The organism is Polynucleobacter paludilacus (assembly GCF_018687595.1).
In the GTDB taxonomy this organism is placed as follows: domain Bacteria; phylum Pseudomonadota; class Gammaproteobacteria; order Burkholderiales; family Burkholderiaceae; genus Polynucleobacter; species Polynucleobacter paludilacus.
In genome coordinates, this window is sequence record NZ_CP061298.1 from 83,935 (window position 1) to 97,230 (window position 13,296).

Sequence of the window (13,296 nt, forward strand, 5' to 3'; positions counted from 1 at the left end):
GCATCGAGAGGGGTATTCCCCTATATTTGATCCTCCAAAAGTAATAAAGCCATTAAGGCTCACGGAAGAATCATGAAAACATCATTCAGTACCCCAATTCGTCCAATCGCACAAGGTTTGTACGATCCTCAAAATGAACACGACGCCTGCGGCGTAGGATTTGTAGCTCACATTAAGGGCAAGAAATCGCACGAGATCGTTGCTCAAGGATTAAAGATTCTTGAGAACTTAGATCATCGGGGCGCAGTTGGCGCTGATCCGTTGATGGGTGACGGTGCTGGAATCCTGATCCAGATTCCTGATGCCTTATATCGAGAAGAGATGGCAAAGCAGGGCATCACTTTGCCGCCCTTAGGTGAGTACGGTGTTGGCATGATTTTTCTGCCAAAAGAAAATGCATCACGTCTCGCATGCGAACAAGAATTAGAGCGTACTGTTCGATTAGAGGGTCAGGTAGTACTGGGCTGGAGAGATGTACCAATTGATGTGCAATTGCCCATGTCGCCTACGGTTCGAATGACTGAGCCTTTTATCCGTCAAATATTTATTGGACGTGGTCGCGACATCATGACAACTGACGCATTAGAACGAAAGTTATACGTCATTCGAAAAACGGCAAGTCACGCCATTCAGGATTTGCATTTGAAGCATGGCAAAGAATATTTTGTTGCTTCAATGTCGGCTCGTACTATTGTTTATAAAGGCTTGCTCCTGGCAAACCAAGTGGGAGCGTATTACGAAGATTTAAAGGATGCGCGCACTATCTCGGCCCTAGCCTTAGTGCACCAACGTTTCTCAACCAATACATTCCCTGCATGGGAATTGGCTCACCCTTACCGCATGATTGCCCACAACGGAGAAATTAATACCGTTAAGGGTAACGTCAATTGGGTTAATGCTCGTGAAGGTGCTATTAGCTCGCCTGTCTTGGGCGACGACCTGAAAAAACTATGGCCACTCATTTATCCAGGTCAATCAGATACCGCTTGCTTTGATAACTGCTTAGAGTTGTTGGTCATGGCTGGCTATCCACTGGCGCAGGCCATGATGATGATGATTCCAGAGGCATGGGAACAACATACTTTGATGGACGATAACCGTCGTGCATTCTATGAATATCACGCGTCAATGATGGAGCCATGGGATGGTCCTGCAGCGATGGCTTTTACTGATGGCCGCCAAATTGGTGCCACACTCGACAGAAATGGATTGCGTCCAGCGCGTTACTACGTCACCGATGATGATTTAGTCGTCATGGGATCAGAGGCGGGCGTACTGCCGATTCCCGATAGCAAGATCGTCCAAAAGTGGCGCTTACAACCGGGCAAAATGTTCCTCATCGATATGGAGCAAGGACGCATCATTGATGACGTTGAACTCAAAAATGCCGTCTCGAAAGCTAAGCCCTATAAGAGCTGGATCGATGCAGTGCGTATTAAGCTTGATGAAGTAGATGCAAGTCAGGCAGACTTGATCGACGAAAAAATGACGATTCGTCCCGCAGCAAAACTGTTAGACCGTCAGCAAGCATTTGGATACACCCAAGAAGATATTAAATATCTGATGGCACCAATGGCGCAAAACGGAGAAGAGGCAATTGGATCCATGGGTAACGACAGCCCATTGGCTGTGCTCTCTAACAAGAACAAACCCCTCTATAACTACTTTAAACAATTGTTTGCACAGGTGACCAATCCTCCGATTGATCCGATTCGTGAAAACATGGTGATGTCTTTGGTTTCCTTTATTGGCCCTAAGCCCAACTTATTGGATACCAACAACATCAATCCTCCAATGCGTTTAGAAGTCAGTCAGCCCATTTTGGATTTTGATGACATCACCAAGATTCGTCATATTGGCCATTACACCAATGGTAAGTTCCGCTCATATGAGTTGGATATCTGTTATCCAGCAGCTTGGGGTAAGGCCGGTATCGAGGCGCGACTAGCTTCGCTTTGTGCGGAAGCTGCAGATGCGGTCCGTTCGGGCTATAACATTTTGATTGTGAGCGATCGTCAAGTGGATGAGCAACACGTTGCTATTCCTGCGCTATTGGCTACCTCAGCAATTCATCAGCATCTAGTAGAAAAAGGATTGCGCACCAGCGTCGGTTTGGTGGTTGAAACCGGCAGTGCTCGCGAGACGCATCATTTTGCGCTTCTAGCTGGTTATGGCGCAGAAGCCATTCATCCCTACCTTGCGATGGAAACGCTTGCTGAAATGGCCAAAGGTCTGACAGGCGATTTATCGCCTGAGAAGGCCATCAAGAACTTTGTCAAGGCTGTCGGTAAGGGCTTGCAAAAAGTGATGTCCAAGATGGGCATTTCAACTTACATGTCGTATACCGGCTCACAGATTTTTGAAGCTATTGGCCTCAACCATGATGTGATTAATCAATATTTCAAGGGCACGCCTTCAAATGTCGGTGGTATTGGAGTATTTGATGTTGCTGAAGAAGCTTTAAGAATGCATCAAGCCGCTTTTGGCGATGACCCTGTATTAGAAGATATGCTCGATGCCGGTGGTGAATATGCTTTCCGCGTGCGTGGTGAAAACCATATGTGGACACCTGACACGATTGCGAAATTGCAGCACTCCACTCGCATTGGTATTGAGAAGGGCTATCAGACTTATAAAGAGTACGCCAACATCATCAATGACCAAAGCAAGCGTCAAATGACTTTGCGTGGTTTATTTGAGTTCAAGATTGATCCCATTAAAGCAATCCCCCTGGATGAGGTGGAGCCAGCTAAAGAAATTGTGAAACGCTTTGCTACCGGTGCAATGTCTTTAGGTTCCATCTCGACTGAGGCGCATGCGACTTTGGCAATTGCAATGAACCGAATTGGTGGTAAGTCGAATACCGGCGAAGGCGGTGAAGATCCGAATCGTTACGTCAAAGAATTAAAAGGTATTCCGATTAAGCAGGGTGAGACTTTAGCAAGCATCTTGGGTGACGATGTTGTTGAGGTGAATATTCCCCTGCAAGATGGTGACTCATTGCGTTCTAAAATTAAGCAAGTAGCTTCCGGGCGCTTTGGGGTAACGACAGAGTATTTGCGTTCTGCTGATCAAATCCAGATCAAGATGGCGCAAGGCGCAAAGCCAGGTGAAGGTGGCCAACTTCCAGGCGGGAAAGTCTCAGACTATATTGGTATGTTGCGTTTCTCGGTACCGGGCGTTGGCTTGATTTCTCCTCCTCCACACCATGACATTTATTCAATCGAGGATTTGGCACAGCTGATTCATGATTTGAAAAATGTGAATCCTGCTGCAGATATTTCTGTGAAATTGGTTTCTGAAGTTGGCGTTGGTACGATTGCTGCTGGAGTTGCCAAAGCAAAAGCAGATCATGTTGTGATTGCCGGACATGATGGTGGCACAGGCGCTTCACCACTTTCTTCTATTAAGCATGCTGGTTCCCCATGGGAGCTTGGTTTAGCTGAGACTCAACAAACTTTAGTATTGAATGGTTTGCGGAGTCGTATCCGTGTTCAGGCTGATGGTCAAATGAAGACTGGGCGTGATGTGGTCATTGGCGCTTTATTGGGTGCGGATGAATTTGGTTTCGCTACTGCACCATTAGTTGTTGAGGGTTGCATCATGATGCGCAAGTGTCATTTGAATACATGCCCAGTTGGCGTGGCTACTCAAGATCCTGAATTGCGTAAAAAGTTTTCAGGCAAGCCAGAGCATGTGGTGAATTTCTTCTTCTTCATTGCTGAAGAGGCGCGTGAGATCATGGCGCAATTAGGCATTCGTAAGTTTGATGATTTAATCGGTCGAGTAGATTTATTAGATACCCGCAAGGGCATCGAGAACTGGAAAGTCCATGGCTTGGATTTCAGCAAGATTTTTGCTCAGATCGATGTTGCTGCCGATGTACCACGCTATCAAGTGCTTACACAGGAGCATGGCCTTGGCAGTGCGCTAGACAATATTTTGATTGAGAAGAGCGAGCCTGCTTTGCAGCGTGGTGAGAAAGTCTCTTTCATTGTTCCTGTGAAGAACGTTAATCGCACAGTGGGCGCGATGTTATCGGGTGAAGTCGCTCAACGCTATGGTCACGCTGGCTTACCAGATGACACGATTCATATTCAACTCAATGGAACTGCTGGACAAAGCTTTGCTGCATTCTTAGCAAAGGGGGTTACGCTCGATTTAGTCGGCGATGGTAACGACTATGTGGGCAAAGGATTGTCCGGCGGTCGTGTCATCGTGCGCGCTCCTCATGAGTTCCGTGGTGATACTGCTCGCAATATTATTGTTGGTAACACCGTTCTGTATGGCGCTATTGGCGGAGAAGCTTTCTTCAATGGTGTTGCTGGAGAGCGTTTTGCAGTCCGTAACTCTGGTGCTACTGCAGTCGTTGAGGGCACTGGCGATCATGGCTGTGAATACATGACAGGCGGAACAGTTGTGGTCTTGGGTAATACTGGCCGTAACTTTGCTGCAGGGATGAGTGGTGGTATTGCTTATGTCTATGACGAGGATGGTTTATTTGAAAAGCGCTGCAACACCAGTATGGCGAGCCTTGAAAAGGTTTTGTCATCTGCTGAGCAGATTGCCAAAATGCCTAAGTCTCAATGGCACGCACCAATCGATGTAAAAGATGGTGGCGAACGTTTAACGGATGAGCAGATTCTGAAAGAGCTCATTGAGCGTCATTTCCGTCACACCGGATCAGAGCGTGCTAAGTCTCTATTGGCTGATTGGGATAAATCTCGTACTCGATTTGTGAAGGTGCTTCCAACGGAATATAAGCGGGCCTTGGGCGAGCTGTGGGAAAAATCCCAGAATGCTCCTGTTGCTGCTTAACGAATGTGAATACAAAGAATCAATACTAAGGATTAGATATGGGTAAGATCACTGGATTTATGGAGTTTGAGCGGGTAGATGAAACCTACGAGGCTCCTGTAAAGCGCCTGCATCATTACAAAGAGTTTGTTCATACGCTAACTGATGAGCAGGCAAAGGTGCAAGGTGCGCGCTGTATGGATTGCGGCATTCCATTTTGCAACAGCGGTTGCCCCGTAAACAATATCATTCCCGATTTCAATGATTTGGTATTCCATAATGATTGGAAAAATGCCTTAGAGGTTTTGCACTCTACTAATAATTTTCCAGAGTTCACAGGGCGGATTTGCCCAGCACCATGTGAAGCTGCTTGTACCTTGGGAATTAATAAGGCACCAGTTGGAATTAAATCGATTGAACACGCCATTATTGATAAAGGCTGGGAAAACGGTTGGGTTAAACCGCAGCCATCAAAAATCAAGACTGGTAAAAAAGTAGCTATCGTTGGTGGTGGACCTGCTGGTATGGCTGCAGCCCAACAGTTAGCGCGTGTTGGCCATGATGTCACCGTGTTTGAAAAAAATGATCGAGTTGGCGGATTGTTGCGTTATGGCATTCCTGATTTCAAAATGGAAAAGTGGCTGATTGATCGTCGTGTTGAGCAAATGCAAGCTGAAGGCGTGAAGTTTGAAACCAGCGTCTTTATTGGAAAAGAGGCCATTGGTGCTGAGGTAAAAAACTACGCCACCAAAACCGTCTCACCAGATCAGCTGATGAAAGATTTTGATGCGGTTGTTATTACCGGTGGTGCAGAACAACCCCGTGACTTGCCAGTGCCTGGTCGTGAGTTAGCTGGTGTGCATTACGCCTTAGAGTTTTTGATTCCTCAGAACAAAGAAAATGCTGGTGATTTAAAGAACGAGATTCGTGCTACTGATAAGCATGTTGTCGTGATTGGTGGCGGCGATACGGGTTCTGATTGTGTGGGTACCTCAAACCGCCATGGTGCAAGTAAGGTGACTCAGTTTGAGTTGTTGCCTCAGCCTCCAGAGGAAGAAAACAAGTCTTTGGTATGGCCCTACTGGCCAACGAAATTGCGCACATCCTCCTCGCATGAAGAAGGTTGTGAGCGCGATTGGTCTGTAGCAACAAAACGCTTTGAAGGTAAAAATGGCAAAGTGGAGAAGCTGATTGGTGTTCGTCTGGAGTGGAAGGACGGCAAAATGTCAGAAATGCCAAACTCAGAGTTCGAGATTAAAGCCGATTTGGTGCTGTTAGCCATGGGCTTTGTGTCTCCAGCGCAACAAGTATTGAGTGCTTTTGGTGTTGAAAAAGATGCGCGTGGCAATGCGAAAGCAACTGTAGACGGCCAAAAAGCTTATCAAACGAATGTTTCTAAGGTATTTGCTGCGGGTGATATGCGTCGTGGTCAGTCTTTAGTAGTTTGGGCAATTCGTGAAGGTCGCCAGTGCGCGCAAGCGGTTGATGAATATTTAATGGGGTCATCAGTCTTACCGCGATAATATGCGGCATGACTGACGACAACTGCTCCACTTTGCAAAGTAGCCAAGGGAAACCTGAATCCTTTTCGGGTGATGTTGTTGTCTCGGTTCGGGATGTGAACTTTGCTTATGCGCCTGAAGAGCGGCAGATTCTCTCTGGGCTCAATATGGAGTTTAAGCGAGGACAAGTAGTCGCCGTCATGGGTGGGTCTGGTTGCGGTAAGACTACTATTCTCAGACTTATTGGCGGACAATATGCTGCGCAATCAGGTCAGGTCTTATTTGAAGGCCAAGATATCGGCAGAATGAATTCTTCGCAGTTGATGAATGCACGCCGTCGTATGGGCATGCTTTTTCAGTTCGGTGCCCTCTTTACAGATTTAAGTGTGTATGAGAACGTTGCATTTCCATTGCGCGAGCATACGGATTTAACTGAAGAGTTATTGCGTTCCTTGGTATTGATGAAGCTCAATGCAGTCGGCTTGCGTGGAGCGCATGATTTAATGCCCGCTCAAATTTCTGGCGGAATGGCTCGGCGTGTTGCACTGGCCCGTGCTATTGCTCTAGATCCACCGCTGATCATGTACGACGAGCCCTTTGCAGGCCTTGATCCGATTTCTTTGGGCATTACAGCGCGATTGATCCGGGATTTAAATAATGCACTTGGTGCTACTAGTTTGCTAGTAACGCATGACGTTGAAGAAACTTTTGCAATTGCAGACTATGTTTACTTCATTGCCAATGGTCGAATTGGTGCAGAAGGTACGCCCGAAGAACTAAGCCGTTCAACGGATCCTTTTGTGCGTCAATTTCTAGATGCCTCACCAGATGGCCCAGTACCTTTTAACTATCCTGGCCCAAGTTTGGCCCAGGATTTTGGATTGAGAAACACATGATGATTTTGCATAAAGTTCTCGATCTATTTGGGAGTCTTGGTTTTTTTGTTCGTCGGAATCTGACGAGCTTAGGTTTGGCAGCAAGAATGTTTGCAGCTGCAATCTCTCGCTCTGCCTTCCTACTAAAAAGGCCACGTTTAGTGATTGATCAAATTTTATTTGTAGGCAATCATTCGTTTGTGATCATTGCAGTTTCAGGATTATTTGTTGGATTTGTTCTGGGATTGCAGGGTTACTACACACTGAACCGCTACGGCTCAGAACAGGCTTTGGGTTTATTGGTTGCACTCTCATTAACTAGAGAGTTGGGGCCGGTGATTACCGCCTTACTGTTTGCGGGGCGCGCAGGTACCTCACTTACCGCTGAAATTGGGCTGATGAAAGCTGGAGAACAATTAAGCGCTATGGAAATGATGGCTGTAGACCCATTAGCCCGAGTCATTTCCCCTCGTCTTTGGGCCGGCATTATTGCGATGCCAATTTTGGCAACAATCTTCACTGCGGTTGGCGTGATGGGCGGTTATTTTGTAGGCGTCCCGCTCATTGGCGTGGACTCGGGCGCTTTCTGGTCACAAATGCAGGGCGGGGTAGACCTATTCTCGGATATTGGCAATGGTTTGATCAAAAGTCTTGTTTTTGGTGTTGCAGTGACTTTTATAGCGCTTTATCAGGGTTATGAGGCAAAGCCTACCCCCGAGGGCGTATCGCAAGCAACCACTCGAACGGTAGTCGTTTCTTCCTTGTCAGTCTTGGCGCTGGATTTTTTATTGACCGCCATGATGTTTTCAAATTAGAAAGATAAACTAAGGCTCATATGAGAAAAAGTGCAATTGATATTTGGGTGGGAATTTTTGTTGCCATGGGTTTATTGGCGGCACTCTTTCTTGCTTTGAAAGTGGGCAATATGAATGCTGTGTCATTCCAGCCAACTTATAAAGTATCTGCACGTTTTGACAATATTGGTGGCTTGAAACCGCGTGCGCCAGTCAAAAGTGCCGGCGTGGTTGTCGGCCGAATTGCCAATATTTCTTTTGACGATAAAACCTATCAAGCAACAGTCGTGATGACGATTGATCAGACTTATCAATTTCCTAAAGACTCATCAGCCAAGATTTTGACTTCAGGCTTATTGGGCGAACAATATATTGGCCTTGAGGCTGGTGGCTCAGACGAGATGTTGGCAGATAATGGAAAAATTACTCAGACTCAATCAGCCATTGTTTTAGAAAACTTGATTAGTCAATTCTTATACAACAAAGCTGCCGATAGCGGTCAAGATAAAGGTGCTGCTAAGTAATGAGCGTATGGCTAAGCTTTAAACGTCTGATTGTGCTTAGTCTATTGGCTTCGATGTTGGGCTGTGCATCAATTCCGGCTGGCGTTCCGCCTTCTCCTGATGATCCATGGGAGCCATTTAATCGTTCCGTCTTTGAGTTCAACGAAGGCTTAGATGCATATGTTTTGAAGCCCGTCGTAGCTGGCTATCGTTTTGTCTTGCCTGAATTTGTTCGCGAAGGTATTTATAACTTCTTCAGCAACTACAACGATATCTACACTGCACTGAATAATTTATTGCAAGGCAAACCCGACGATGCATTTAACGATTTGATGCGCGTTGTCGTGAATACGACGATGGGTCTTGGCGGCCTGATTGACCTTGCTACCCCTGGCGGTTTAGAAAAACACAAAGAAGATTTTGGACAAACCTTCGGGGTTTGGGGAGTTCCTGCGGGCCCTTACGTAGTTCTGCCCTTCTTTGGACCCAGTTCTGTCCGCGATACCTTCGGTACGGTGGCTGATTTGGAAACGGACTACCTCTTTAAATATATTCCCAATGTGGGATTGCGTAATAGCTTAACGGGCTTGCGCGTGGTCAATGCCCGTAATACCTACTATGAGGCAGGTGATTTATTGGATGGCGCTGCAATTGATAAATACAGCTTTTTACGTGATGCTTATATTCAGCGACGCAAGTATCAAATTAATGAAGGTCGGGACGATGAGGAACCTCAGATGCCTGTCTACGAAAATCCCTACGAATAACGATATTCCCTATTCGAGAGCTAAAATAAGGGCTTACTCTGCTTTATTCAAATCTAGGAATCTATGAAATACCCTTTCACAATTCGACAGTGGTTTACGTTCCTGTTTTGTGCTCTCGTGCTGAGCGTGAATGCATATGCACAAGCCCCTGATCAGTCGACTCCAGATGGCTTAATCAAAAGCGTGGTGTCGGATGTGATGAGCTCGGTAAAGTCTGATCCAGAAATTCAAAAAGGAAATATCCCTAAGATCGTCGATCTGGTAGAAAAAAAGATTGTTCCTTATACCGATATGCGCCGCACTACCGAAATGGCAATGGGCCCTAACTGGAAAAAAGCGACTCCTGAACAACAGGCTCAATTGATTGCTGAATTCAAGAATTTGCTGATTCGTACTTATTCTGGCGCTTTAAGTCAGCTGAGAGATCAGACTGTGCAATTTAAGCAATTGAGAGCAGCACCCGATGATCAAGAAGTTACTGTGAAAACCGTCGTATTGGGTCACGGCGATCCAGTGCCATTAGATTACCGTTTAGAAAAAACGTCAAATGGCTGGAAAGTCTACGATATGAACATCATGGGTGTATGGTTGGTTGAGGCTTACCGTAATCAGTTCTCAAATCAAATTAGCCAAAATGGTATTGATGGCTTGGTGAAGTTTTTACAAGACCGCAATAAGCAATTGGCTTCCGCTAAACCTGCGAATTCATAAGTCGATTTCGATGCCATTTTCCTTGCCTAGCAAAGTTACACAAGCAAACGTAGTTGCTCTTGAAAATGAAGGCTTACTCAATATCGCAAGCCTTCAATCGATCGACTGTTCACAATTAGTCGATTTTGATTCCACTGTCTTAACGGTGTTGTTAGCATGGCAAAAAAAATTACAGGAAAAAGATCAATCCATTGCCATTCTTCAAGCTCCTGAGAAATTAAAAGTATTAGCTAATGTCTATGGCGTATCTGCACTATTGGGTCTGAACTAATGAGCGCTGCAATTTCGATTCAGGCTATTTCAAAAAACTATGGTGCGTTGCAGGCATTGGATCGGGTTTCGCTCAAGATAGAACAAGGCGAGTTTTTTGGTTTGTTGGGCCCAAACGGCGCGGGTAAAACAACCCTGATTTCAATCTTGGCTGGCTTGGTTAAAGCCGATCATGGTCATGCAGCCATTATGGGTGCCGATGTGCAAAAAGATTTTCGTCAAGCGCGCCGTATGCTCGGAGTCGTTCCCCAAGAATTAGTTTTTGATCCCTTCTTTACCGTTAGAGAAACTTTGCAGTTCCAGTCTGGATATTTTGGGATTCGTAATAATGGCGCATGGATAGATGAGATCATGGCCAATTTGGATCTCACTGGTAAAGCTGATAGTAATATGCGGTCTTTATCAGGCGGTATGAAGCGTCGCGTCTTAGTTGCACAGGCTCTAGTGCACAGACCTCCCGTGATTATTTTGGATGAACCAACCGCAGGTGTTGACGTGGAATTGCGTCAATCACTTTGGCAATTTATTAGTCGCTTAAATCAAGATGGACATACCATTGTGTTGACCACTCACTATCTTGAAGAGGCAGAGGCACTTTGCCAGCGCATCGCCATGCTCAAGCAAGGCAATATTGTCGCCTTAGATACGACATCGAATTTATTGAGTCGGTATGGATCAGTGAAAAAAGATGGTGAAGGCAAAACCGATTTAGAAGAAGTGTTTATGAACATCATGTCAGGAAATGCTTCATGAGTAGCGTGATGGAGAAAAACACTTTGAAGTATGGGAGCGGCTTCCCAACTCTCTTGCGTAAAGAGATTAAACGCTTTTATAAGGTTGCCTTTCAGACGGTAGCCGCCCCCGTTTTAACCGCTATTCTCTACTTGATGATTTTTGGTCATGTCTTGGAGGGGAAAGAGGTCTACGGCCACATTAGTTACACCGCTTTTTTAATCCCGGGCTTAGTCATGATGAGCCTCTTGCAAAATGCCTTTGCAAATACCTCCTCCTCTTTGATTCAATCTAAGCTTACTGGCAATCTGGTGTTTATCCTGCTTACCCCACTGAGTCATTTTGAGTTCTTTTCAGCATATGTATTGGCTGCGGTTTTTCGTGGAGTCGTAGTAGGCTTTGGCGTATTTTTGATTACCGCCTGGTATGGCTTACCTGCGCTGGAATATCCCCTCTGGATTATGATTTTTGCCTTTCTGGGCGCTGCAGTACTGGGAAGTCTTGGACTCATTGCTGGAATTTGGGCTGATAAATTTGACCAGCTTGCAGCTTTTCAGAACTTCTTCATCATGCCTGCGACGATGCTATCTGGAGTCTTCTATTCAATTCACTCGCTCCCCCCAATTTGGCAGGCTATCTCACGCTTTAATCCATTCTTCTACATGATTGATGGATTTCGTTATGGATTCTTCGGGGTATCAGATGTGTCTCCCTGGACCAGTTTGACTATCATTGGCAGCTTCCTCATTTGCGTATCTGCTATTGCATTGCGAATGCTGCAAACAGGCTATAAGTTAAAGCATTAATCAGTTTTAGGAGATTGTGATGTTGCCCACCCCCGAGCAAATTGAAAGCTATATTCAGCAAGGTATTGCTTGCACGCATATTCAGGTTGAGGGCGATGGCCAACACTTCTTTGCAACCATCGTGAGCCCTGATTTTGTCGGCAAGCGTCTGGTGCAGCGTCATCAATTAGTCTATGCCGCAATGGGCGATCGCATGAAAGCAGAAGTACATGCGCTTTCGATAAAAGCATTTACTCCCGAAGAGTTTGAGCAGAATCATGGATAAATTGCGTATGGTGGGCGGCACCCCACTCAAGGGAGAGGTTGTGATAGCGGGGGCAAAAAATGCAGCTCTCCCGATTTTGTGTGCCTGCTTGCTAACAGATCAAGCCATTACCTTGCATAACGTTCCTGAATTGCAAGATGTCAGAACGATGCTAAAACTGTTGCAAGAAATTGGTGTAACTGTTGAGTATCCAGATCACAATGATCGCACGCATCTCAAACTCAATGCCGCCAATATCAAAAGCTCCGAAGCAACTTATGAAATGGTGAAAACCATGCGCGCTTCGATCTTGGTGCTGGGTCCATTGCTTGCCCGCATGCATAGCGCTAAAGTCTCTTTGCCTGGAGGCTGTGCGATTGGTGCGCGTCCAGTAGATCAGCACATCAAGGGTTTGAAGGCGATGGGCGCAAGGATCAAGATTGAGAGCGGCTATATTCAGGCAGAAACTCAGCCGCCACTGAATCGTTTATTGGGTGCATCGATAGTGACCGACATGATTACCGTTACTGGTACCGAAAATCTGTTGATGGCTGCTACTTTGGCCTCAGGCACTACCGTTTTAGAAAATGCTGCTCGCGAGCCAGAGGTGAGCGATCTTGCTGAGCTGCTCGTCAAAATGGGAGCAAAGATCTCTGGAATTGGAACTGATCGCCTGATCATTGAAGGTGTTGAAAGTCTGCATGGAGCCGAACATTCTGTAATTCCCGATCGGATTGAAGCGGGTACCTTTCTGTGTGCAGTAGCAGCAGCTGGTGGAGAAATTACTTTGAAGCACTGCCGTCCAGATACATTGGATGCGGTAATCGTCAAACTCAAAGAAGCGGGCCTCAAAATAGAAGTGGGTGCCGATTGGATGAAGGCTTCGATGCATTCTCGTCCAAAGGCGGTGAGCTTTAGAACTTCCGAATACCCAGCCTTTCCAACGGATATGCAGGCACAGCTGATGGCGGTTAATGCACTTGCTTCAGGAAGCGCCAGTATTACCGAAACCATTTTTGAGAATCGCTTCATGCACGTTCAAGAGCTCAACCGCTTGGGGGCAGATATTGCGATTGAGGGCAACACTGCGATAGCGCAGGGAGTTGAACAGCTTTCAGGAGCTATCGTCATGGCCACGGACTTGCGGGCTTCGGCAAGTTTGGTGATTGCTGGCTTGGCTGCTCAAGGGGAAACCCAGGTTGACCGAATCTATCACCTGGATAGGGGTTATGACCGCATGGAGCAAAAGCTGACCCTCCTGGGGGCTAACATTCAGCGCGTTAAGTAAGGCTGAT

The 13,296-nt window shown here is 46.2% G+C and carries 11 protein-coding genes and 1 pseudogene; all 12 read left to right on the forward strand.

Going from position 1 to position 13,296, the window contains the following annotated elements; genetic code table 11:
• The first annotated feature begins 72 nt into the window (after positions 1-72).
• Positions 73-4,818, forward strand: a complete 4,746-nt coding sequence (locus tag AOC06_RS00505) for a glutamate synthase-related protein (RefSeq protein WP_215380366.1) — start codon at positions 73-75, stop codon at positions 4,816-4,818.
• A 38-nt stretch (positions 4,819-4,856) separates the two neighbouring features.
• Positions 4,857-6,320, forward strand: coding sequence for a glutamate synthase subunit beta (locus AOC06_RS00510; RefSeq protein ID WP_215272831.1), 1,464 nt, complete (start codon positions 4,857-4,859; stop codon positions 6,318-6,320).
• An 8-nt stretch (positions 6,321-6,328) separates the two neighbouring features.
• Positions 6,329-7,195, forward strand: a complete 867-nt coding sequence (locus AOC06_RS00515) for an ABC transporter ATP-binding protein (RefSeq protein ID WP_215380368.1) — start codon at positions 6,329-6,331, stop codon at positions 7,193-7,195.
• Positions 7,192-7,989: a lipid asymmetry maintenance ABC transporter permease subunit MlaE gene (gene mlaE / locus AOC06_RS00520; protein ID WP_215272833.1), complete on the forward strand. Its 798-nt coding sequence runs from the start codon at positions 7,192-7,194 to the stop codon at positions 7,987-7,989. Before AOC06_RS00515 ends, mlaE begins: the two co-directional genes overlap by 4 nt.
• Positions 7,990-8,009: 20 nt before the next feature.
• Positions 8,010-8,492 carry an outer membrane lipid asymmetry maintenance protein MlaD gene (mlaD, locus tag AOC06_RS00525; RefSeq protein ID WP_112202666.1) on the forward strand — a complete coding sequence of 161 codons (483 nt, stop codon included), beginning with the start codon at positions 8,010-8,012 and terminating at the stop codon, positions 8,490-8,492.
• Complete coding sequence (locus tag AOC06_RS00530; RefSeq protein ID WP_215272834.1) at positions 8,492-9,238, forward strand: MlaA family lipoprotein; 747 nt, start codon at positions 8,492-8,494, stop codon at positions 9,236-9,238. Before mlaD ends, AOC06_RS00530 begins: the two co-directional genes overlap by 1 nt.
• A 63-nt stretch (positions 9,239-9,301) precedes the next feature.
• Positions 9,302-9,949, forward strand: a complete 648-nt coding sequence (locus AOC06_RS00535; protein ID WP_112294178.1) for an MlaC/ttg2D family ABC transporter substrate-binding protein — start codon at positions 9,302-9,304, stop codon at positions 9,947-9,949.
• A 10-nt stretch (positions 9,950-9,959) separates the two neighbouring features.
• Positions 9,960-10,220: an STAS domain-containing protein gene (locus AOC06_RS00540; protein WP_215380370.1), complete on the forward strand. Its 261-nt coding sequence runs from the start codon at positions 9,960-9,962 to the stop codon at positions 10,218-10,220.
• Positions 10,220-10,903: pseudogene (locus tag AOC06_RS00545) on the forward strand (ABC transporter ATP-binding protein); the annotation flags it as partial. The gene AOC06_RS00540 and the pseudogene AOC06_RS00545, both read left to right, overlap by 1 nt.
• Positions 10,904-10,968: 65 nt before the next feature.
• Complete coding sequence (locus tag AOC06_RS00550; RefSeq protein WP_215380373.1) at positions 10,969-11,757, forward strand: ABC transporter permease; 789 nt, start codon at positions 10,969-10,971, stop codon at positions 11,755-11,757.
• Between the two features lie 19 nt (positions 11,758-11,776).
• On the forward strand, positions 11,777-12,022 hold the full coding sequence (locus AOC06_RS00555) for a BolA family protein (RefSeq protein ID WP_215272839.1): 246 nt from the start codon (positions 11,777-11,779) through the stop codon (positions 12,020-12,022).
• On the forward strand, positions 12,015-13,289 hold the full coding sequence (gene murA / locus AOC06_RS00560) for a UDP-N-acetylglucosamine 1-carboxyvinyltransferase (RefSeq protein ID WP_215380375.1): 1,275 nt from the start codon (positions 12,015-12,017) through the stop codon (positions 13,287-13,289). Before AOC06_RS00555 ends, murA begins: the two co-directional genes overlap by 8 nt.
• Positions 13,290-13,296 lie beyond the last annotated feature (7 nt).

Coding starts and splice junctions, on each gene's coding strand:
- AOC06_RS00510 (WP_215272831.1), top strand. CDS start 4,857: ATGGGTAAGATCACTGGATTTATGGAGTTTGAGCGGGTAGATGAAACC.
- murA (WP_215380375.1), top strand. CDS start 12,015: ATGGATAAATTGCGTATGGTGGGCGGCACCCCACTCAAGGGAGAGGTT.
- AOC06_RS00555 (WP_215272839.1), top strand. CDS start 11,777: ATGTTGCCCACCCCCGAGCAAATTGAAAGCTATATTCAGCAAGGTATT.
- AOC06_RS00505 (WP_215380366.1), top strand. CDS start 73: ATGAAAACATCATTCAGTACCCCAATTCGTCCAATCGCACAAGGTTTG.
- AOC06_RS00535 (WP_112294178.1), top strand. CDS start 9,302: ATGAAATACCCTTTCACAATTCGACAGTGGTTTACGTTCCTGTTTTGT.
- mlaE (WP_215272833.1), top strand. CDS start 7,192: ATGATGATTTTGCATAAAGTTCTCGATCTATTTGGGAGTCTTGGTTTT.
- mlaD (WP_112202666.1), top strand. CDS start 8,010: ATGAGAAAAAGTGCAATTGATATTTGGGTGGGAATTTTTGTTGCCATG.
- AOC06_RS00530 (WP_215272834.1), top strand. CDS start 8,492: ATGAGCGTATGGCTAAGCTTTAAACGTCTGATTGTGCTTAGTCTATTG.
- AOC06_RS00515 (WP_215380368.1), top strand. CDS start 6,329: ATGACTGACGACAACTGCTCCACTTTGCAAAGTAGCCAAGGGAAACCT.
- AOC06_RS00550 (WP_215380373.1), top strand. CDS start 10,969: ATGAGTAGCGTGATGGAGAAAAACACTTTGAAGTATGGGAGCGGCTTC.
- AOC06_RS00540 (WP_215380370.1), top strand. CDS start 9,960: ATGCCATTTTCCTTGCCTAGCAAAGTTACACAAGCAAACGTAGTTGCT.